The following is a 20,069-nucleotide window of genomic DNA, read 5'->3' on the forward strand; positions in this document are numbered from 1 at the left end:
CTTAACCCGATCTCGACAAGGGGCGCCCGCACTCCAGTGCCACCACCGCGCCAGTATTTACGTAAATATATTCTGAGCTAGCCTTGGGGTGTCCAAATCTTCAAGCACGGTGATCAAATGGACACACTGACCAAAATGGAAATTGAGATAGCCCTTTCGACCCGCCTGCCTAATTGCGGGGTGAAGTGCAAAATCAATCCGGATGGCACCTTGTCCATCACCGTGTTGGCACATGGCGCTGACCAATTCACCATCGCCAACATCGATCGCGCCCGGTATCACGGAGAACAGGGAGTCACCAGGCTCATCCGTGAAATATTGGAAGAAATGGTGATGTCCAGACAGTCTTCCCGACTGTCGTCCACAGGGTAGAAATGCGAGGTCTTTTTATGTCTGATTTTATTGAAGCCACCGCGCGGGTCATCAAGATCGACTACCTTCAAGACACACTGTTCGGTGTGAATGCGCTTACCTGTGAGTGCATGGCACATGTCGCGCGTACTGCTTCCGGGTGGCAGTTGCGGCTGACTCCGCCATGGCCCTCGCGGTTAAAGGATGCCCATACGATTGCGTTCGAATGGGACGGTGTTGCCTGCCATGGCCTCATCAAGGACGTGCAACCATTGCCCCCAGGTGAACTGCTAGTGGCAATTGAAATACAGCCGTGAAAGCAAAAATGTCCCGCAGCAACGCATTGACGTTATGCGGCATACCGGCTCAACCGCAAGCAAGCGAGAGGCTCCAGCAAGCCGGATAACCGGTCTTAACTGCGAGGAAAGTATCGATGAAAACGTCATCCGTCACTGCGCTGAAGGCATCGATGGCTTTAATGTTCGTTTTGGCCACCTCTTCGGCCCTGGCTGCCGGCTGCGATGTGGTTACGCGCCCTCAAAGTGACAAGGTACCCATGGTTGAACAACACACCTGTTACGCCTACGAAGGTGTGCCGGCAGATGACATCGATTGGTCGTGTAGCAACGAACACACTGACATGTTGGCCACGCAAAAAACCAGGGTTGCCCAATGTCCCGGCGACTTTTCCGCCAGTTGCAAGGCCACGTTGACCCAGGAGGCGCTTGCCAATCCTCATGCAACGTCCAAAGCTCCCGGTCATGCCGGGGCTATGCTCCCCAACAATGCCCGGGTGGTGACTTACCACTATGCCGCTCAGGATCTCAAACAGGCCAAAGTCGATTGTGAAAAAGACGGCGGGCAGTGGACATGGCAGTCAGCCCAATAGCCGTCACACGCTCAATCGGAGTTTTTAGATGACTGTTTCTAAGACTGATTCACCGACGCCAACGTCCCTGATGTTCGAGCCCAATCACCCCGTGCCGAACAACTCTGACCTCCCGGTGCTCGTGTACACCCAAGTGCTATCACCACAGCTCGTCGACCTGGCCACGCGCTTTGAGGAAATGTTCACCACTCAGGGCTGGCCGCCCAAGTGGCGCAGTCGGGTTTATGACTATCACCACTACCATACCGAAGGGCATGAGGTGCTTGGTATCGCGACAGGCCATGCCCAACTGATGCTTGGTGGCCTTAACGGGCATGTTCTGGAGGTGCGCGCTGGAGATGTCCTGCTGCTGCCCGTCGGGACCGGGCACCGCAATATCAGCGCCAGCGAAAACTTCCTGGTGGTAGGCGCTTACCCGCCGGGCCAGCATGCGGACATCTGTCGCGAAGCGCCCAGCCAGGCGCAGTTGGCGAGGATCAAACAGCTGCCGTTTCCTGATCAAAGTCCCGTAAAGGGTGATGACGAGACGTATCGCGGCCTTTGGATAGGTCGACGTACCGGCTAACCCTGCGCACCCAAGCTGCGCGAACAGTAGGCGGTTAGGGCCGGCTTTAACCTTTCAATTTGAACGCACGCAACAGGATGGAACCTATGAGGCTTGACACTGGAACGCCGCGGGCTGCCGCCTCACTTTGCCTGGCCGCGCTCCTTGCCCTGCTCAGCGCATGCGCCGGCAACACTTCACCCTCAAACGTCGAAGCACCCGGCAAGCCTGAAACCCCAAGCACACAAACGCTGGAGGCCGGCGGCGCCCTGTTGCAGTCGCGTCCGCCGATAGACGCACTGAACGCCTACCTGGATGGTTTCCACTTCTACAACGGGCATCCCGATGTGCAGATGGAAGCCCATCATTACTGCGCGATTCTCAACGAGGAGGTGATCCAGTGTGTGATCTATGACGGCAATCGCAAGGACGCCAAGCTGATGGGTGTGGAATACATCATCAGTGAAGCGCTGTTCAAAGGCCTGCCCACGCCGGAGAAAGCGTTGTGGCACAGCCATGTGCATGAAGTGAAATCGGGTCAACTGGTCGCACCAGGGATCCCTGCGGTAGCCGAGCATGCCCTGATGGAAAAGCTGGTGCATACCTACGGCAAAACCTGGCACACCTGGCATACCGACCTCAACAAACGCCTGCCCTTGGGCATGCCTCAACTGATGATGGGCTTCACCGCCGATGGGCAGGCGGACGCACACATGGTCGCTGAGCGGGACCAGCGGATGGGGATCGACAGCGCCCGGAAAAAACAGGCACGCACAGACATCGTCGCACCGCCCTGACGCCAGGCGCAGATGCCTGGCGTCAGGGCAACATCATTCAGATCGTCGACCCGACCGCGCCGCCGCACGCCCACTGACAGTGCCTTTCGGTCATTCCGATGGAACGATCATTTACGCCGCCTTCTCTATCGCAAAACACGTGAATGGAGGATGTCGTGATGATCGACTCAGCAACCGGCATGAAGCCCGGCGAACGGTATGCTGTGCACAACCTGGAGCGAACCCACAATTTCGGCGGGTTTTTCCTCGATGGAAAATACTACCTCGGCCCGGAACTGATGACGGCGGTCGGGTGGCTGGAAGGCCAGACGTTTTTGTACGACGAACTCGATGCGTCGGGAGAACAGGTTTTTCCAGACCGGGTCACAGGCGTTATCGATGACCTGACCCTGTTAATGAACGATGGCGCGCGGCTGAAGTTGCATACCGCGCAGGTGCATGTGCAGCCTCCCAGCGATCAGCCCGAACTCTCACCCTCCCCGGCTAAAATAAGCGGGCAACTGCTCGGTAAGACCGTAGTGATTACGGGTGCCTCCAGCGGGATTGGCCGTGCCGCCGCGCACGCCTTCGCCGAGCAAGGCGCACGTCTGGTGCTTGCCGCCCGGGACGACAGCGCGCTGGCCAACGTCGTCGAAGAATGTGCCGCACGCGGCGCCGAGGCGGTTGCGGTCAAGACCGACGTGATCCACAGCGATGAGATGAGGGCCCTGGCCTCCAAGGCCGCTGCGTTCGGTCATGGCCGTATCGATATCTGGATCAACAACCCCGGCGTGGGCGCCGTAGGCAGCTTTGAAGACACGCCCCTGGCAGCCCACGAACAGGTGCTGCAGACAGACTTGCTGGGTTACCTGCGCGGTGCCTACGTGGCATGGCCGTATTTCAAGGCACAAAAGGCCGGCATCCTGATCAACACACTGTCACTCGGTAGTTGGGTTGCCCAGCCCTACGCCGTCGCCTATTCGGCGAGTAAATACGGCCTGCGTGGCCTCAGCGAAGCGCTGCGCGCAGAGTTGACAGGGCTGTCGAATATTCACGTGTGCGACATTTACCCGGCCGTGATGGACACGCCAGGCTTTCGGGATGGCGCCAACTTCACTGGTCATGCACTGAAGTCGCCATCCCCAGTGTATGACCCTCAGCAGGTGGCAGAGGCGATGGTTGCCTGTGCGCTCCAGCCTCGCAAAAGCACCACCGTGGGCGGCGCTGCAATAGCCGCTCGGGTTGCACACTTCCTGGTGCCGGGCTTCGCACAGCTTTCCGGCTGGCTGACGCGCTTCGCGCTGGGTCGTAGCCCCCAAGCCGATACCTCGTCGGGCAACCTGTTTAGCGCTTCCGCGGGGCAACGCCGGGTAGAGGGGGGATGGCGCCAAGCCAACCGACCCGCGCCCTTTCTGCTCATAGCAGTTGGCGCTGCGTTGTTACTGGGCGGCGTTGCGATTGCGCGCAGCTATCAATCAACTAACAAACATCAACAATGACCGCTCTCGTTAAATGAGGTAGCCCTAATGCCTTACGATTACCAAGGTAGTGCCAGTGTGATTACCGCCTCACGGCACCTGGGAACACAATCGGATGAACGCCTGAACGCGTCCGTCTCGATCCACCTGACCAGCAGCGGCAAACCCACGCTTGCGCGGTTGAGCTTCGAGATCCCGCTCGACTGGCCCGGCAACCCCAACTTTGTCACGGTCAACTTGCCCGACGGCTCTTCCGTGAGCGGTGTAATTGCCGAAATTGAACGACCGAACACTGGCCCGGGCTGGGTGACGTTCACGGTGGACGACTGATGGTTTTCGCAGGTCGTGTCGCTCATCGAATTGTCGAACAATTTCTTTGAATTTTTTTTGACGCCAAAAATCTGTAGTTCATGAGCATAAGGAGGCCTCATGAACCACAACGAATTATTTACGATCAGCTATCAACTGCACGGTGAGCGCAAGTCGTTCATCGTGCGGGCGCAGGGCATGGACAACGGCGAAGCCTGGCATTGGGCCAGTTGCGATGCCGGCGTCGCGGTCATACCTAAGTTTGGCCAACAAAAACCCAAACGTGTCTCCAAACCGATGGCCGAAAAATACGGCATCACTGACGTGCACTGGCGCGGCGCGGCAGCGATCCGGTGGACGGAGGGTGTATCGCAATGAGCGGTCAACTACTCAGTTACACATCCCGGCAGGCCTGGAATGACGAAATGGCGCGCACCCACCAAATGTTTTTCGAGGCCGATAGGCTGGATGCAATAGCCTACAAAATTATCGGGACCTACCAAGGTGATGCGCACACCTGGGCACGCTTTATCGAGGCCAAGAAGATTGCGGACGCGCAACGTACCGCCGCGTACCAAGAGTGGATGCGTATTAACCGCGCGAAGCGCAAATGAACGGCCAGCCCTGCCGAAAACAGGGCTGGCGCGCCAGCGTGGTGTCACGCCCCTGACTCTGGGTCTTTCGAAGGCCCGCCAGGGGCAACGCCGCCCTGCTCGGCCTCGACTTCCCAAGGGCGGTCGACATTCGGGTTTTCCGATTTGTCGTTTCGTTTGGCCGTTTCAGGGTGTACTTTTTGCCCGGCATGGGTGCCTGGGCTGGGTTTTGAATGCTCGCTCATACCACCTCCTCAATCGCTGACGTGCAATACAACTTTGCCGTGCACGTGTCCGTTAGCAAGGAAGTCCAATGCTTGCTTGGCCTCTTCCAGTTCAAATGTCTTGGCCACATACACCTGCACATTGCCCGCCGCGATCAGCCCGGCGATCTCGGTCAGTTCCTCACCGCGCGGGTCGGCGGTGAACCGTGTGCCGGTCTTGCCTGCCGCCTGGGGATGGTGCGCATCGGGCATGGTCAGGGTCGAGACCAATCGCCCGCCCTCGCCAAGCACCTGCCATGAACGCGCTTGGGTGTCGCCGCCGATCAAATCGATAACCAGGTCGAAGTCCTTGCAGATGTCCTCGAACCGTTCGGTCTTGTAATCAATGGCGCGTTCGACGCCCAGCTCTCGCAGGAACGGCAGGCTGTCAGTGGATGCGGTGGCATACACTTCGGCGCCCTTGACCTTGGCAAATTGCACCGCGAAATGGCCGACGCCACCGGTGCCTCCATGGATCAACACCTTTTGCCCTTGCTCGAGCTGACCGTGCTCGACCAAGGCCTGCCAGGCAGTGTGCCCGGCCAGCGGCACGCCGGCAGCGGACGGCCAATCGAGGCCTTCAGGGATCAGCGCCAGATGCTCGGCAGGCACCCGCGAGTACTCGGCATAACCGCCGTCGGCACCGATCATGGCAAACACGCGGTCGCCCGGCTTGAAACCACTGACGCCTTGCCCAACCTTTTCAATCACCCCGGCGACTTCCCGGCCCAACGTCAGCGGCAATTTGTCCTGCTTGACCTCAGGGTACTGACCCTCGCGAATCTTGTAGTCCACGGGGTTGATACCCACAAAGACATTCCTGACCAGCAACTCACCCGCCTTGGGTTCCGGCACCTCGACCTCGCGTACGTGCATGACCTCGGGGCCGCCAAATTGCTCAATCCTGATTGCTTTCATGCCACTTACCTCTTCGTCTTTTCAGAACACACAGGGGTGTGGAGGACGCTCGGCGGCCATGGGTTCACTCGGTGTTGCGCAGCGCAGACAAACGGCACCTCCCGTCCGGCATTCCGCTCGAACCTTTGCCCTGACGGCCCGTCCCAAGGTTATCCAGCCAGCGCCCGGGAGTGCCACGATGCTCATTCATCCCAAGACCCATTTCCAGCCCTACACCCACGCGAGCGGAGGCTGGGGCTCGGCCAAATCGGTGATGCAGATCCTGTGGCGCGAACAGGCCCTGATCAAGGCCCCCGTTGCGCTGCTCAAGCAAAACAAGCCCGACGGGTTCGCTTGCGTCAGCTGCGCCTGGGCCAAACCCGGTCGCCCGCATGCGTTGGAGTTCTGCGAGAACGGCGCCAAGGCCACTGCCTGGGAGCTGACCTCAATGAAGACCGACCCGGCGTTTTTTGCCGCACACACCCTCAGTGAATTACGCGACTGGCCCGACTATGCGCTTGAGCAACAGGGCCGCCTGACCCATCCGTTGCGTTATGACCCGCAGAGCGACCGCTACCGTGAGACGTCGTGGGACGAGGCCTATCAGGCAATTGGCGTGCAGCTCAAGGCGATGGAGCCCGACAGCGTGGTGTTCTATGCCTCCGGGCGCGCCTCGCTGGAAACCTCGTTCATGTACCAGTTATTCGCCCGGGCCTACGGCACCAACAACCTGCCCGACAGTTCCAACATGTGCCACGAGAGCACCTCAGTCGGCTTGCAGGAAAGCATCGGCGTGCCGGTCGGCACGGTAACCCTGGACGACTTCGAGCACACCGACTGCCTGTTTTTCTTCGGCCAGAACGTCGGCAGTAACAGCCCGCGCATGCTGCATCAATTGCAGGACGTGCGCCGGCGCGACGTGCCGATCATCACCTTCAACCCTTTGCGCGAGCGCGGGCTGGAGCGCTTCGTCAATCCGCAATCGCCCAGCGAAATGCTCACGCCCGAGTCGACCCTGATCAGTACCCAATACCACCAGGTGGCGATCGGCGGGGACACGGCCGCCATCACCGGCATCGCCAAGGCGCTGCTGGAAATGGATGACTGCGCCACTGAACGCGGCACACCGGCCGTGCTCGACTACGACTTCATCGCCACCCACACCGAAGGTTTCGAGGCGTTCACCACCTACGTGCGTGACTGCACGTGGGCGCAACTGGAGCACAAAAGCGGGCTCACGCGCGGCGCACTCGAAGCCGCCGCCACGGTGTACGCCAGCAGCCAACGGGTGATGTTCGTCTATGGCATGGGCCTGACCCAGCACCGGCACGGGGTGGCGAATGTGCAGATGCTGGTGAACCTGATGCTGATGCGCGGCAATATCGGCAAACCCGGCGCCGGCATCTGCCCGGTGCGCGGCCATTCCAATGTGCAGGGCCAGCGCACCGTGGGTATCACCGAAGACCCGAAAAAGGTCCCGGCGGACCTGATCGAGCGGCACTTCGGCTTCAAGGTCCCGGCGCAAAAGGGCCTGTGCACCGTGGACGCCTGCGAAGGCATTCTGCAGGGACAGGTGCGCGGGTTCATCGGGCTGGGCGGCAATTTCCTGCGGGCGATACCCGACACCTCGCGTATGGAGCCGGCGTGGCAAGGGCTGGAACTGAATGTGCAGGTCGCCACCAAACTCAATCGCACCCACCTGCTGCCCGCCCGAAATATGTGGCTGCTGCCGTGCCTGGGGCGCATAGAAATTGACCGGCAAAAAGGCGTGGCGCAAACCTACACCACCGAGGACAGCACCGGTTGCATCCACGGCTGGCACGGCAGCGCCGAACCGGTCGGCCCGCAGGTGCGCGCCGAAGCCAGCATCGTCGCCGGCCTGGCCATGGCCGCCTTGGCGCCCGGTAACCGCATCGACTGGCAAGCCTGGAGCGACGATTACTCGACGGTCAGGACCGCCATCGGCACGATCTACCCGCAGATTTTTCATGACATGGAAACCCGCATGGCTGAGCCCGGCGGTTTCCACAGGCCGATTGCCGCCGCGCAACGCGAATGGCTGACCCCGACGGGCAAGGCGCAGTTCATCACCCCCGTGACGCTGGCCGAAGACGATGACGTCAACCTCGCCGAACCGGCGCGCGACGTGCTGCAACTGATGACGCTGCGCAGCAATGACCAGTTCAACACCACCATCTATGGGTATGACGACCGTTTTCGCGGGGTCAGCGGCACGCGCGAAGTGATTTTCATGCATTGCAACGACATCGTGCGCCTGGGGTTCAAGGTCGGCGAGCAGGTGCTGTTGACCACCGCCATCGAGCCGGAGGTAAAGCGTCAGGTCGGCCCGTTCGAAATCATTGCCTACGATATTCCCGAAGGCTGCGCCGCCGCCTACTACCCGGAGTGCAACCCGCTGGTGCCGCTCTGGCACCACGCCGAACGCAGTAAAGTGCCGGCGGCCAAGTCGGTGCCGGTGCGCCTGAGTTCAGCGGGTGGCTGATTCACCGAGGATAAACACCACCATCACCAGCAGCCACAGCAGGTACACCCAGCCAAACAGGCGCGCCCAACCGCGGTGACGGTAAAGCCCCAGGTAGAACAGCAACAACAGCAGGAACTGCGCACCGGCGGCGAGCATGACCACACCGCCCTGTCGGGGCCAGAACGTTGCACACAGCGACTGCAGCGCCAACAGCAGCAGCAATCCGGCGTAGACCTTCAGTGCGCCCGCCTTGCTCATCTCAACGCCCTACCAAGTAGAGGGTGGGGAACAACACAATCCAGATCCCGTCGACCAAGTGCCAATACAGGCTGATCATTTCCAGCCGCGTGTCGGCCTGATGCACCGCCAGCGTGCCGCGTCCCAGCGAACGGTACAGCCACAGCGCCAGGCCGACGGCGACCAGCACATGCACGCCGTGCAGCGCCGTGGCGATGAAATACAGGTTCATGAACAACTGCGCCGAGGGCACTTGCCAATGCGATGCCTGGGCGAAACCAGGCAACACGCCCTCTTGAATCTCCAGGCCATACTCAATGCCCTTGCAGCCCAGGAACAGCACGCCCAACAGTGCAGCGCCGAGCAGCCAGTGACGCACCCGGCGCGGCTCACCGGCGGCCATCGCCAGAGTCATCAGCAAGCTGCTGGTCAACAGCAGGAACGTATTGCCGGCCGCCAGCCAGTAATGCAGCCCTGCCACCGCCTCCGCCACCCCGTCCGGGTGCTGCAACCGCAGCAACCAGGCGACCATGATCAGACTGCCGAACATCATTGCTTCGCTGGCCAGGAACAGCCACATGCCCAGGCGTGCGGCGTCGCGCTGCTGGGCCCAGGCCACGAACGGCTCGGCCGGTTTCTCGTCAGAGCGGATCACGACGCGCCTCGGGTGAATAGTCGTACGCTTCGAAATCCACCGTCACCGGTGCTTCGAAATTATGCACCGGCGGCGGCGATGCCACGCGCCACTCAAGCCCGGCAGCCTCCCAGGGATTGATCGGCGCCCGCTCGCCCCAACGCAGCGAGCCCAGCAAGTAAAAGAACGGCAGCACGTAGGCCACGGCCAGGATCGACGCGCCGGCGGAGGACAACACATTGAGGAACTGAAAGTCAGGGTCATAGCTGTGATAACGCCTGGGCATGCCCAGGTAGCCGAGCAAAAACTGCGGGAAAAACGTCAGGTTGAAGCCGCAGAAAATCAGGATCGCGGTGATCTTGCCCCACAGCTGCGAGTACAGCCGACCAGTGATTTTCGGCCACCAGAAATGCAGCGCGCCAAAGTAACCGGCCACCGCCGCACCGACCATGATGTAGTGAAAATGCGCGACCACGAAATACGTGTCGTGGGCATGCAAATCCGCCGCCAGCAGCGCGAGAAACAACCCGGTGACGCCACCGATGATGAACAAGCCGATAAAGGTCAGGGCGAACAGGAACGGCGCGTGCAGCGTCAGGTCACTTTTGTACAGCGTGGCGCTCCAGTTGTACGCTTTGATCGCCGACGGAATCGACACCAGAAAACTCAACAGCGAGAACACCAGGCTGGCGTACATCGACTGCCCGGCCACAAACATGTGATGGCCCCATACCAGAAAGCCAATGACAGCAATCGCCACGCTCGACGAGGCGACAAAGCGATAACCGAAAATACGCTTGTGCCCTGCCGCCGTGATCAGTTCGCTGACCACGCCCATGGCCGGCAAAATCATGATGTACACCGCCGGGTGGCTGTAGAACCAGAACAGGTGCTGGAAGAGCAGCGGGTCGCCGCCCAGTTTCGGGTCGAACACGCCAATATTGAACAGGTGCTCGGCGGCCACCAGCACCAGCGTGATCGCCAGCACCGGCGTGGCCAGTACCAGGATGATTGAGGTCGCGTACATCGACCAGATGAACAGCGGCAGGCGCATCCAGGTCATGCCCGGCGCGCGCAAGGTATGCACGGTGGCGATGATGTTGATACCGGTGAAGATCGACGAAAACCCCGCGATAAACACCCCGCAAATCACCGCGACCACATGACCGTTGCTGAACATCGTCGACAACGGCGTGTAGAAGGTCCAGCCAGTGTCGACCCCACCCAACAGCAGCGCGAGCAGGGTGAACAAACCACCGCCCAGCAACAGGTACCAACTGAACAGGTTCAGGCGCGGAAACGCCATGTCTTTGGCCCCGATCATGATCGGCACCAGAAAATTGCCGAACACGCTGGGAATCGAGGGAATCAGGAAAAACCAGACCATGATCACCCCGTGCAGGGTAAACGCGCGGTTGTAACCATCGGCGGTGAGCAAGTCGCCTTCCGGGGTCACCAGTTCAATACGGATCAGGCTCGCCGCCAGTCCGCCGGCAAAGAAAAAGAAGGTCACGGTGAGCATGTACAGCACCGCGATGCGCTTGTGGTCGCGGGTCAGGAACCACGAGCGCAGACCTTGTTTATGCAGGTAGCTGGGTTGGCTCATTTGGGATCTCCAGGCAGTGTGCGCAGATAGGCCACCAGGCGCTGCACGGCCTCTTCGTCCAGCAGGTTGCTGTAGGTCGGCATGATCGGCAGGTAGCCGGCCACCAGTTGTTTTTGCGGCAACAGGATACTGTCGCGCAGGTAGGCTTCATCAGCCTTCACCTGGCTCCCATCGGCCAGCTGTACCGTGCGATTGAACACCCCGGCCAGCGGCGGCGCGTTGCCCGAATCGTGGCAACTGCCGCAGCCGTATTGGCGGTACAGGGTTTCGCCCTGGCTGGCGAGGTCGGCGGCGCTGCCGTTTTCAGTCAGCCAGTGCTCGTAGTCGGCGGGGTCCAGCACCACCAGGCGTGCCAGCATGGCCGCATGGTCGGTGCCGCAGTATTCGGCGCAGTACACCTCGTAGGTGCCGCTGTGCTCGGCCTGGAACCACAGCATGCTGTAGCGTCCTGGCAGCACGTCCTGCTTGATGCGCAGGCTGGGGAAAAACAGACTGTGGATCACGTCCTCGGAAATCATCGTCAACTTCACCGGGCGCCGGGCCGGCACATGCAAGGTGTTGATCTCGCGCTGGCCGCCCTGGTGCTGGAATTTCCACATCCATTGCCGGGCGGTGACCTGCACTTCCAACGCGTCATCCGGCGGCGTACGCGCGATGAAAAACAACCGCGCGGAAAACAGGAAGACCACCAGCGAGCCAATGAACGGCAGGATGATCCAGGCCAGTTCAATGGGCAGATTGCTTTGTGGACGGTGGTCGCGGTCTGCCACGCGGCCGCGTCGATAGCGCCAGATAAACACCCACAACGCCACGAAGACCGGCACCACAAACAGCGCCATCATGGCGGTGAAGCCAATCACCAGCCAATCCACCGACACCGCATAATCCGAGGCTTGCGCCGGCCACAGGCGCAGGAAATGTTCGTTCATGGCGCCCTCCGACGTTCGCGGCGCACGGCAACGCCGATAAACAGGCCCAGCACCAACACGGTGGCGACGCCGGCCACTTGCAGCAACAAGATAATCCGGCTGCTGTAGGTGCCGCTTTGGGGGTCGTAGTGGTAGCACAGCAACAACAGTTGCTCCTTGATTGCGCCGAGCTTACCCTGCCCGGCTTCGGTGAGTGCCAGGCGCAGGTCGCTGGCCTGGTAGCCCAGGCCATAAAGCCAGCGCGACAAACGTCCGTCAGCGGTGACCACAGCCACCGCCGAACTGTGGGCGTATTGTTGTTGCTGCGGATCGAAGCGGTAACCGAACCCGATCGAGTCGGCCAAAGCCTGGCTGGCAGCCGCGTCGCCGGTCATTAGGTGCAGGCCGGGCGCGTTGGCCAATGCCGGCCAGTGCTGGCTGAGCTTGGCCAGTTCTTCGCGGGCGGCGCTCACGTCCTCACGCGGGTCGAAGCTGAAGGCGATGACCTGGAAGTCCCGTCCCAGGCGGTAAGGCTGGCTCGCCAGTTGGCTGAACAAGGTCGAGAGCGCCGCACCACACACATTCGGGCAGCGGAAGTACAACGGCACCAGCAGCGTCGGCCGGCCGTTGAGCAAATCGCCCAGGCGCACCGAGCTACCGTGCTGATCGGTAAAGCGCGTGTCCAGGGCTAGGTGGCTGCCCACGCGGCTGCTGTCGATGCCAGCGGCGGTAAACGGGTCGAAGCCCTGGGCCATGACCGGTTGCAACACCAGGCACGCCAGCAGCGCCAGTACGGGTTTAATGCCCACGGCCATCGTCCTCTGGTGCGGGCCAGCCTCGCTCCAGCATCAACTGCCGAGCGTGCGCCAAGGGCAGATGCACGATGTGATGCTCGCGGTCGACCCAGCCAAAGCTGTCCAGGTGCACACGCTGGCGGGCGAGTTGTGCTTCGCCGGCCAGCCTGGGGTTGGCTTGCAAGCGCGGCTCGGGCGGCAGCAGACGCTGGCTTTCCAGTTCGCTCAAGGGCGCCTGTTGCGCATGCTGGCGATAGCCACTCAACAGCCAGGCCACGCCACCCAATGCCAGCGCAACCGCCATGAACAACAGCAGGATCACGCGCCAGGCTTTTTTGCCGTCAAAATTGTTGGGTTGGTAATCAGGTGTCATGGCGCCTCCTTTGCCATTGCCGACGCCACCACATGAACAGGCCCGCCGCGTAGACACCCTGGCAAAGCGCGGCGGTCAGCACGGCGCCGGCGCCTGCTTCAGGGAATATCGACGGCAGGCTGATCCAGATGGACTCCAGCGCCCCCAACAGCAGGATCGCCACGCAGCCTCCCATCAACACCCACATCCGCGCGCCCCACGGCGACGCGAGCACCAGCAGACTCGCCAGTTGCCCAAGCATCAACAACGCAGTCACTACGCCCCACAACCCGGCTTCCCGCAGGCGATACCAGAGCGTTTCATGCTCCAGGTTCACCGACCAGATAATCAGGTACTGCATGAAGTGCACATACACCCAAAATCCCAGGGCACTCACCAGCAAACCACGCAATATCACGCACTGCCGGGCCGGCAACACCACCACGTTCCAGCACATCACACAAAGCCCGGCAAACGCCAGGCCATCGAGTAAGTGCCGGGCAATCAACAACAGGCCGAAAATGCTGGAGACAAACCCCGGCTGCAGCGACATCAGCCAGTCCACCGCCGCCAGGCTGGCCGTCAACCCGTAGAGGATCAGCCCCGCGGCGTTGTGCCGACCGGCCCAGCGCAGCACCCGCCAAGCCAGCCCGGCATACAGCAAGGTGCGCAGCACAAAAAACCACGGTGACAACCAGAGTCCGCGAAAACCCGGGGTCTCCTGGCTGTACCACGGGTACATCCACGCCATTGCCAGCAGCACCGGCAGCAGCATCGGCACCATCAGGATCACCGCACTCGCGCCCAGGCGGCTGCCCGGTTCCAGCAGCGGTTGCCAGCGCCCGCTGACCAAGGGCGTCAGCACGGCGAGCAGCACGCAGCCGAGCACGATGCTGGTGCCATTCACTGCCGCCGCCAGTGCGCCCGCGCCGACCCAGGCTGGCTGCCACAGGGCAAACAGCGCGAGCCCGAGGGCTGCGCTGGCGACCAGCAGTGGTAGGCGTTTCATTGCGCTCGCGCCTCGAACGCCTGGCGCAGCGGCGCCGGCAGGCTGTCGAGGTCGGCATGCTGACTCAATTGCAACACGCGCAGATGGGCGACAATGGCCCAGCGTTCCTGCGGCTGGATGCGCGATTCGTAGCCATACATCAAGCCTTGCCCATGGGCGATGACCTGCATCAGTTGGTCATCGGTTGCGTTCAACAGCCGAGGCTCGATGAATGACGGCGGCGCCGGAAAACCGCGACCGACCACCAAGCCATCGCCGAGCCCGCCCAGGCCATGGCAGGGCGTACAAAAGATTTGATAGGCCGCCTCGCCCCGGGCAAGCAAAGCCGCATTCAGCGCCGGGCGCTGCTGCACGCTTGCCTCGCGCTGCAACTGCCCGCGCGCCACGCTGCCCGCTGGCGGCTGACGGCTGCTGAGGCCGTCGGCGAACAGCGCACCCGCACGCTGCTCCAGCACTTTGGCCTGGCGTGACATGTCATCGCAGCCACTGCACAGCAACGCCAGGCACAGCGCCCACGGCCAGCGACTCACGGTTGCACCGCCTGCACGCTGAGCGCGTGTTCGGCCAGCCAGGCACGGGTGTTTTCAAGGTCGAACAGTGGGTCACGCGCGTCGATAAACAGGAAGAACCCGTCATCACTGGCGGCGTCGAACCCTTCTGCAGCAAATAACGGATGGTGCAGGCGTGGCAGGCGGATGCACATCAACCAAGTCAGCACCGCCGCCACGCCAGCAAACACCACCGCGAACAAGAACGTCACCACCCACAGCTGCGGCAACGCAATCAACGGACGCCCGCCAACGTTCAGTGGATAGGCCCACACCGAGCCAATCTGCATCAACAGTGCCAGCCCGGCGCCGACCGCAGCGCCAACACACGCCATGCGCGGCACGCGGTTGGCCCTGGGCGCCAATACCGGCTCCAAGGCTTCCAGCGCAAACGGCGCAAACGCGTCCATGCGTCGATAGCCAAGGTCCCTGGCGCGCAACCCCGCCTCTACCAGCGGTTGGGGTGCGGAAAAACGCGCGAGCAGCCCCAGGCAGTCAGCCATCGCCACGCTCCTGATGCAGCGCCTGCTTGACCTCGAACGCCGAGACCATCGGCAGATAGCGCAGGAACAGGCTGTAGGGCACCAGGAACACGCCAAAGCTGCCGATAAACAGCGACCAGTCCCACAGCGTCGGCGAATAGTCGCCCCAACTCGACACCAGCAGGTCGCGGGTCTGGGGCGGGATTAGCAACATGAAACGTTCGGCCCACATGCCCACCAGCACCGCCAACGCGACCAGGGCCAGGCGTCTCGGTTGCTGTCGCACTTGGGGCCACCACAATGCTTGGAGCACGCCGACATTGCAGACAATGGCCAGCCAGAAACTCCAGGCATGCGGGCCACTGATGCGCGTGAGCAGCACTTCGATTTCATGCGCATCGCCGCTGTAGAACGGCATGAACAGATCCGCCAGGTAACCGTAGGCCGTCAGCCAACCGGTGGCCAGCAGCAAGCGGCCGAGCATGTCCAGATGGCGCGCGGTAATCAGGCTTTCGATGCACAGCATCCAGCGCACGCCAATCGCCAGCAACGCCACCAGCGCAAACCCGGAAAACACCGCGCCGGCGACGAAATACGCCGGGAACAACGTTGAATGCCAGCCACTCTGGGGGCCCATGGTCATCAGGAACGAGTAACCGCTGGAGACCGCAAACACCAGCGGTATCGCCAGGATCGCCAGCACCCGCGTGGTGCGTCGCCATATCGCCCAGTGCCGTTGCGAACCGTGCCAACCGAGCGCGAGCAGGCCATACAGAACTTGCCGCAGCGGCGTCCTGGCGCGGTCACGGGCGGTAGCAAAATCCGGTATGGCGCCCACCAGCAGGAACAACACCGACACCGTCAGGTACGACAGGATCGCAAACATGTCCCACGCGGTGGGGCTCTTGAATTGCGGCCACAGCCCCATTTCATTCGGGTACGGCATGGTCCAGTAGAACAGCCAGGGACGGCCCAGGTGCAGGATCGGGTACAGCGCGGCGCAGATCACCGCCATCAGCGTCATCAATTCGGCCAGGCGATTGAGGGTATGCCGCCAGGGCCGTTCGATCAGCAGCAGCAACGCTGAAATAAACGTGCCGGCGTGGCCGATGCCCAACCACCAAATGTAATTGAGAATGCCAAAGCCCCACTGCACCGGCTGGTTATTGCCCCACATGCCCACGCCCTTGGCCAACAACACCGCAACTGACCCGAGGTATATCAGCAACAGCAAGATGCCGGCGCCGAACATCCAGCGCCAGGCCACGCGCCGCGGGAACTGTTGCAGCGGCCCGAACACTTGCCGCGACACCTGCTGGTCACTCAAGGCCTGCGGCAAAAAATGCGCGGTGTCGTGCAGCAATGGCTCAGTGCTCATCGGCCGCGCCCTCCTCTTCGATCCGCGCCAGGTAGCTGGTGCGCGGTCGCGTGCCGAGGGCTTCGAGCAGGCGGTAGTGGCGTGGGTCCCGGCGCGCCTGGCTGACGGCGCTCGCCGGGTCGGCAATGTCGCCGAAACGGATGGCCTGGCTGGGGCACGTCTGCTGGCAGGCGGTGACCACGCCGGAGGTGTCGAAGTCGGCACCTTGCTGCCTGTCGTCGACTCGCGCACTGCTGATGCGCTGGATGCAGTAGGTACATTTTTCCATGACGCCTCGGGCGCGCACCGTCACCTCGGGGTTGCGCTGGGCCTGGAGTGACGGCGCCGCATCGGCGCTGTAGTCGAGCCAATTGAAGCGACGGACTTTGTACGGGCAATAGGAGGCACACGTGCGCGTGCCGATGCAGCGGTTGTAGACCATCTGATTCAAACCATCGCGACTGTGTACCGTGGCATTGACCGGGCAGCCGGTTTCGCAGGGCGCCTGTTCGCAATGCATGCACGGCAACGGCTGGAAGCGTGAGCGCGGTGCCTCCAGCGGGCCCTGGTAGTAGTGATCGATGCGCAGCCAGTGCAGGCTGCGGCCTTGGGCAACCTGGTCGGCGCCGACCACGGCGATGTTGTTCTCGGCCTGGCAGGCGACGACACAGGCGTTGCAACCGGTGCACAGGTCCAGGTCAATGACCATGCCCCATTGCGGGCCGCCGTCGGCGGCCGGGCTGTAGAGCGACACCGGAATCGATTGGGTGGGCAGTTGCGGCGCATCGCGCGCGACCACGCGGATGGGTGGGTCTTCATCGCCGGGAAGGTGGTGATGGACCTGCGTGGCGGCCAACCGATAACGCTCGCCCGTGGCACGCAGGGTCGCGCCGACGCAAAGCTGTTCGAGCGGCCTGACGGCGTAGCCGAGGTGGTTACCGACACGCCCGGCGCGGGTTCGGCCATAACCGGTGTACAGGGCGATGACCTCGTCGGCCTGCCCCGGCTCGATCCACACGGGCCCGCGCACGACCTGGTCGGCCAGGGTTGCTTCAACACCGTCACCATTGCCAAGGCCCAACTGCTCCGCTTGGCGCGGCGAAAGCCCGATCACGTTGCTCCAGGTGAGGGTACTGATCGGCTTGGGCAATTCCTGCAGCCATCCGCAATTGGCGAAACGCCCGTCCCACACCGTCGGGTCTGGGCGGATGACCGCCTGCAGGCCGTCGATATCGGTCAACGCGGGCGTTGCCGCGGGCGCGTCTGCGACCTCTATGGGCGGCGCCGCCGGTTCGATCCAGCCGTCCGCCAAGGCCTGGCGCCATTGAGCCTCGGGGATAGGCACCCACGTGGCGCGCACTAATTGCAGGGCATCAACCTCGGCGGCGTTGAGCAGCATGTCGACCACCTGATGCAGCGTACGGGTCGCGTACATCGGTTCGATCAGCGGCTGCACAATGCAGGCGCTGCCATCCGCCGCGCGGGCGTCACTCCAGCCATCCAGCGCATGGTTGAGGGGCAGGTGCCAGTGGCATTCGGCAGCGCTTTCGTCGTAATAGAGCCCGGCGTGCAGGCGGAACGGCACCTGCTGCAGCTCGCGCGCAAGCTGTGAAGTCTGCAGCGGGTTGCAATCCAGCATGAGCAAGTGAGTCACGCGCCCCGCTGTCAGCGCGCGATTCAGTTGATCCAGCGAATCCCAACGGCGTTGCAGCGCATAACCCAGCAGGCTCGGCACCTGCCAGTCCGGATGGCCGAGACGCTGGTTCAGGTGCATGACCTGCGCCTGCAGCGCCTCGGGCGCCTGAGGGCTGACGCCGATGAACCCTCGGCCTGGATGCGCCTTGAGCGCGGCGGCGGCCGCGTCAACCCAATGCTGCTGCGCTGTCGTCATGCGCGGCGTGGCCGAAAGCGTTTCGCCCAAGGCTTGGCTCAAGGCCAGCAACAGGTCCGGCAGGCGTGATGGCGCAATCGGCAGGCGTGCCGTGGCGGCGGCGCCAGTGAGGGTTGGAATGCTTTCAGCCACGAACGCCAATGCGCCGCCCTCGCCTTTGGCCGCCCGCCGCCGCCGCTCGGCCCAGCCGCGCTGCAACGCCGTCTGGCGGGGACCGCTGCCCAACGGATCGTATTCCAGACACACCAGCACGTCAGCCTGTTCCAAGTGCACGCGCGGGCTCAGCGGCTGGCCGAACACCCGTTCGCTGCTGTGCAGGGCGACGGTCTCGTTGAATGCCTCAGCGTGGTACAGCCTCGCCTCGGGCCAGCGTTCTTGCAGTTGATCGAGCTGTCGCCCGAGGGTCGGCGAACTGCTGGCGCCGCAGGCAATGTGCAGGCCTTTGCCGTGGACGCCATCCAGCGCCTGTTGCATGCCCGACAGTGCCGCAAGCACGTGCGACCAACTGGTTTCGCGGCCTTTCAAGCGCGGCGCCTGGGAGCGGTCGGGGTCATAGAGTTGCAGGATCGCCGCCTGGGTGAACGCGTCACAGGTGCCGCCGGACATCGGGTGTTCGGGGTTGCCTTCCAGCTTGATCGGGCGTCCGGCGACAGTCTTGCCCAACACCGGCTGAGCGACGCCGCAAAAGGGTATGGCGGTGGCATACCAGGCGGCGACACCCGGTGTCAGTGAAACCGGCTGGTTAACCGCCGTAACGGCCTGTTCCGGGGTTTTGCCGCACGCGGCCAGCCCGGCCATGGCGAGGCTGGCCGCCATCAGTTGCAGGAAGCTGCGGCGGTCCATCAACGGTGCCGCTCCCGGAAACTCCGCTTCCATCAGCGCTTGGGTCTCGGGGGACGCCGCCAGCGCCTCAAGCCCGCGCCAATAGGCCTGGCCCTTGAGCCCGGCCAGTTGGTCGCGCAAGGCGGCGAAATCCAGTGGCGCGCTCATCGGTGGCACGTCCCGCAGTCGGCCAGACCTCGGATATCAATAGGGTGCGCCTTCATAAGCCGCTCACCCAGCGCGCGGCGATCCTCATCGGTACGCCATTGCATATTGGTCACCTGATCCACCGGCCGCAGGTGCGGTGCCGGGTCGCGGTGACAGGCCAGGCACTGGCCCATATTCAGCGGCTGGGCCTTGAACGTCAGTTGCATACGGTCGACCTGGCCGTGGCATTCGCTACAGCCAACACCGGCGTTTACATGCACGCCGTGATGGAAGTATACGTAGTCCGGCAACTCGACCACGCGCTGCCAGTGCATCGGCTCATGCTCGCGCAGGCTCTTGCGCAACGGCGCCAGCACGTCGGCGTTTTTCCAGACCTGGGAATGACAGCTCATACAGGTTTCGGTGGGCGGCAGGCTGGCGATAGCCGAGGACTGCACCGCGCTGTGGCAGTAGCGACAGTCAATCTTCAGCTCGCCCGCGTGGTGGGCATGACTGAAGGGCAAGGGCTGTTCGACCACCCAATTACGCCCGGTGCGGTAGTCGGTGCCCTCCAGGGTCAATGCCACAAGCAAGCCTCCCGAGAGGCCGACGATCAGCAGCAGCAGTCCCACGCGCAACCAAGTGTCGGCCGAGCGCCTGAAAATCTGCGTCATCGCCGGATTCTCATGTCCATGTC

Annotated in this window: 23 protein-coding genes and 1 pseudogene; 10 read left to right on the forward strand and 14 right to left on the reverse strand. The window is 62.5% G+C overall.

Annotated elements, in window-relative coordinates; all coding sequences use genetic code 11:
• Window positions 1-117 precede the first annotated feature (117 nt).
• The 9 genes and pseudogenes from BFW87_RS00135 to BFW87_RS00175 all read left to right on the forward strand — a co-directional run bounded on the left by BFW87_RS00135 (window position 118) and on the right by BFW87_RS00175 (window position 4,961).
• Entirely contained in the window at window positions 118-372 is a 255-nt protein-coding gene (locus BFW87_RS00135; protein WP_008438621.1) for a hypothetical protein, read from the forward strand.
• Between the two features lie 17 nt (window positions 373-389).
• A complete protein-coding gene (locus BFW87_RS00140; RefSeq protein WP_008438622.1) occupies window positions 390-668 on the forward strand; it encodes a hypothetical protein in 279 nt (92 codons plus the stop codon).
• A 116-nt stretch (window positions 669-784) separates the two neighbouring features.
• The gene (locus tag BFW87_RS00145) at window positions 785-1,240 is read left to right on the forward strand and encodes a hypothetical protein (RefSeq protein ID WP_008438623.1); all 456 of its coding nucleotides are present in this window, start codon (window positions 785-787) and stop codon (window positions 1,238-1,240) included.
• 28 nt (window positions 1,241-1,268) lie between these two features.
• The gene (locus tag BFW87_RS00150) at window positions 1,269-1,805 is read left to right on the forward strand and encodes a cupin (protein WP_217699395.1); all 537 of its coding nucleotides are present in this window, start codon (window positions 1,269-1,271) and stop codon (window positions 1,803-1,805) included.
• A gap of 86 nt (window positions 1,806-1,891) precedes the next feature.
• A pseudogene (locus BFW87_RS00155) lies at window positions 1,892-2,658 on the forward strand (OBAP family protein).
• Between the two features lie 81 nt (window positions 2,659-2,739).
• On the forward strand, window positions 2,740-4,059 hold the full coding sequence (locus BFW87_RS00160) for an SDR family oxidoreductase (protein WP_078737999.1): 1,320 nt from the start codon (window positions 2,740-2,742) through the stop codon (window positions 4,057-4,059).
• A 27-nt stretch (window positions 4,060-4,086) separates the two neighbouring features.
• On the forward strand, window positions 4,087-4,368 hold the full coding sequence (locus tag BFW87_RS00165) for a hypothetical protein (protein WP_008438627.1): 282 nt from the start codon (window positions 4,087-4,089) through the stop codon (window positions 4,366-4,368).
• A gap of 99 nt (window positions 4,369-4,467) precedes the next feature.
• Window positions 4,468-4,725, forward strand: a complete 258-nt coding sequence (locus BFW87_RS00170) for a DUF6555 family protein (RefSeq protein WP_078738000.1) — start codon at window positions 4,468-4,470, stop codon at window positions 4,723-4,725.
• Window positions 4,722-4,961, forward strand: coding sequence for a hypothetical protein (locus BFW87_RS00175; RefSeq protein WP_008438629.1), 240 nt, complete (start codon window positions 4,722-4,724; stop codon window positions 4,959-4,961). The genes BFW87_RS00170 and BFW87_RS00175 overlap by 4 nt, the downstream gene beginning before the upstream one ends.
• Window positions 4,962-5,005: 44 nt before the next feature.
• Here the strand turns inward: BFW87_RS00175 and BFW87_RS31310 are convergent, their stop codons facing one another.
• Window positions 5,006-5,185 carry a hypothetical protein gene (locus tag BFW87_RS31310; RefSeq protein WP_139372370.1) on the reverse strand — a complete coding sequence of 60 codons (180 nt, stop codon included), beginning with the start codon at window positions 5,183-5,185 and terminating at the stop codon, window positions 5,006-5,008.
• 9 nt (window positions 5,186-5,194) lie between these two features.
• Window positions 5,195-6,121, reverse strand: coding sequence for an NADP-dependent oxidoreductase (locus tag BFW87_RS00180; protein WP_008438639.1), 927 nt, complete (start codon window positions 6,119-6,121; stop codon window positions 5,195-5,197).
• Window positions 6,122-6,299: 178 nt separating this feature from the next.
• Between BFW87_RS00180 and BFW87_RS00185 the strand changes: the two genes are divergently transcribed.
• Window positions 6,300-8,603, forward strand: a complete 2,304-nt coding sequence (locus BFW87_RS00185; RefSeq protein ID WP_078738001.1) for an FdhF/YdeP family oxidoreductase — start codon at window positions 6,300-6,302, stop codon at window positions 8,601-8,603.
• Here the strand turns inward: BFW87_RS00185 and BFW87_RS00190 are convergent.
• The 12 genes from BFW87_RS00190 to BFW87_RS00245 are packed head-to-tail and all read right to left on the reverse strand — an operon-like array spanning window position 8,589 to window position 20,046.
• Window positions 8,589-8,843, reverse strand: coding sequence for a hypothetical protein (locus BFW87_RS00190; RefSeq protein WP_078738002.1), 255 nt, complete (start codon window positions 8,841-8,843; stop codon window positions 8,589-8,591). The two genes, BFW87_RS00185 and BFW87_RS00190, sit on opposite strands and share 15 nt — an antisense overlap.
• A 1-nt stretch (window position 8,844) precedes the next feature.
• Window positions 8,845-9,477, reverse strand: a complete 633-nt coding sequence (locus BFW87_RS00195) for a cytochrome c oxidase subunit 3 (RefSeq protein ID WP_078738003.1) — start codon at window positions 9,475-9,477, stop codon at window positions 8,845-8,847.
• Window positions 9,464-11,062, reverse strand: a complete 1,599-nt coding sequence (locus BFW87_RS00200) for a cytochrome c oxidase subunit I (RefSeq protein ID WP_078738004.1) — start codon at window positions 11,060-11,062, stop codon at window positions 9,464-9,466. Before BFW87_RS00200 ends, BFW87_RS00195 begins: the two co-directional genes overlap by 14 nt.
• Window positions 11,059-11,991 carry a cytochrome c oxidase subunit II gene (gene coxB, locus BFW87_RS00205; protein WP_078738005.1) on the reverse strand — a complete coding sequence of 311 codons (933 nt, stop codon included), beginning with the start codon at window positions 11,989-11,991 and terminating at the stop codon, window positions 11,059-11,061. Before coxB ends, BFW87_RS00200 begins: the two co-directional genes overlap by 4 nt.
• Window positions 11,988-12,779: an SCO family protein gene (locus BFW87_RS00210; protein WP_078738184.1), complete on the reverse strand. Its 792-nt coding sequence runs from the start codon at window positions 12,777-12,779 to the stop codon at window positions 11,988-11,990. The genes coxB and BFW87_RS00210 overlap by 4 nt, the downstream gene beginning before the upstream one ends.
• On the reverse strand, window positions 12,769-13,137 hold the full coding sequence (locus BFW87_RS00215) for a hypothetical protein (protein ID WP_078738006.1): 369 nt from the start codon (window positions 13,135-13,137) through the stop codon (window positions 12,769-12,771). Before BFW87_RS00215 ends, BFW87_RS00210 begins: the two co-directional genes overlap by 11 nt.
• Entirely contained in the window at window positions 13,127-14,125 is a 999-nt protein-coding gene (locus BFW87_RS00220) for a hypothetical protein (RefSeq protein ID WP_078738007.1), read from the reverse strand. Before BFW87_RS00220 ends, BFW87_RS00215 begins: the two co-directional genes overlap by 11 nt.
• The gene (locus tag BFW87_RS00225) at window positions 14,122-14,655 is read right to left on the reverse strand and encodes a c-type cytochrome (protein WP_078738008.1); all 534 of its coding nucleotides are present in this window, start codon (window positions 14,653-14,655) and stop codon (window positions 14,122-14,124) included. The genes BFW87_RS00220 and BFW87_RS00225 overlap by 4 nt, the downstream gene beginning before the upstream one ends.
• On the reverse strand, window positions 14,652-15,176 hold the full coding sequence (locus tag BFW87_RS00230; RefSeq protein WP_078738009.1) for a DUF3341 domain-containing protein: 525 nt from the start codon (window positions 15,174-15,176) through the stop codon (window positions 14,652-14,654). Before BFW87_RS00230 ends, BFW87_RS00225 begins: the two co-directional genes overlap by 4 nt.
• Window positions 15,169-16,533, reverse strand: a complete 1,365-nt coding sequence (gene nrfD / locus BFW87_RS00235) for an NrfD/PsrC family molybdoenzyme membrane anchor subunit (RefSeq protein WP_078738010.1) — start codon at window positions 16,531-16,533, stop codon at window positions 15,169-15,171. The genes BFW87_RS00230 and nrfD overlap by 8 nt, the downstream gene beginning before the upstream one ends.
• Window positions 16,523-19,393, reverse strand: coding sequence for a TAT-variant-translocated molybdopterin oxidoreductase (locus BFW87_RS00240; RefSeq protein WP_078738011.1), 2,871 nt, complete (start codon window positions 19,391-19,393; stop codon window positions 16,523-16,525). Before BFW87_RS00240 ends, nrfD begins: the two co-directional genes overlap by 11 nt.
• Window positions 19,390-20,046 (reverse strand): cytochrome c3 family protein, encoded by a 657-nt coding sequence (locus BFW87_RS00245; protein WP_078738012.1) that lies wholly within the window; start codon window positions 20,044-20,046, stop codon window positions 19,390-19,392. The genes BFW87_RS00240 and BFW87_RS00245 overlap by 4 nt, the downstream gene beginning before the upstream one ends.
• Between the last annotated feature and the right edge of the window lie 23 nt (window positions 20,047-20,069).

The sequence above is a fragment of the Pseudomonas fluorescens genome (assembly GCF_002022275.1).
Classification (GTDB): domain Bacteria; phylum Pseudomonadota; class Gammaproteobacteria; order Pseudomonadales; family Pseudomonadaceae; genus Aquipseudomonas; species Aquipseudomonas fluorescens_AJ.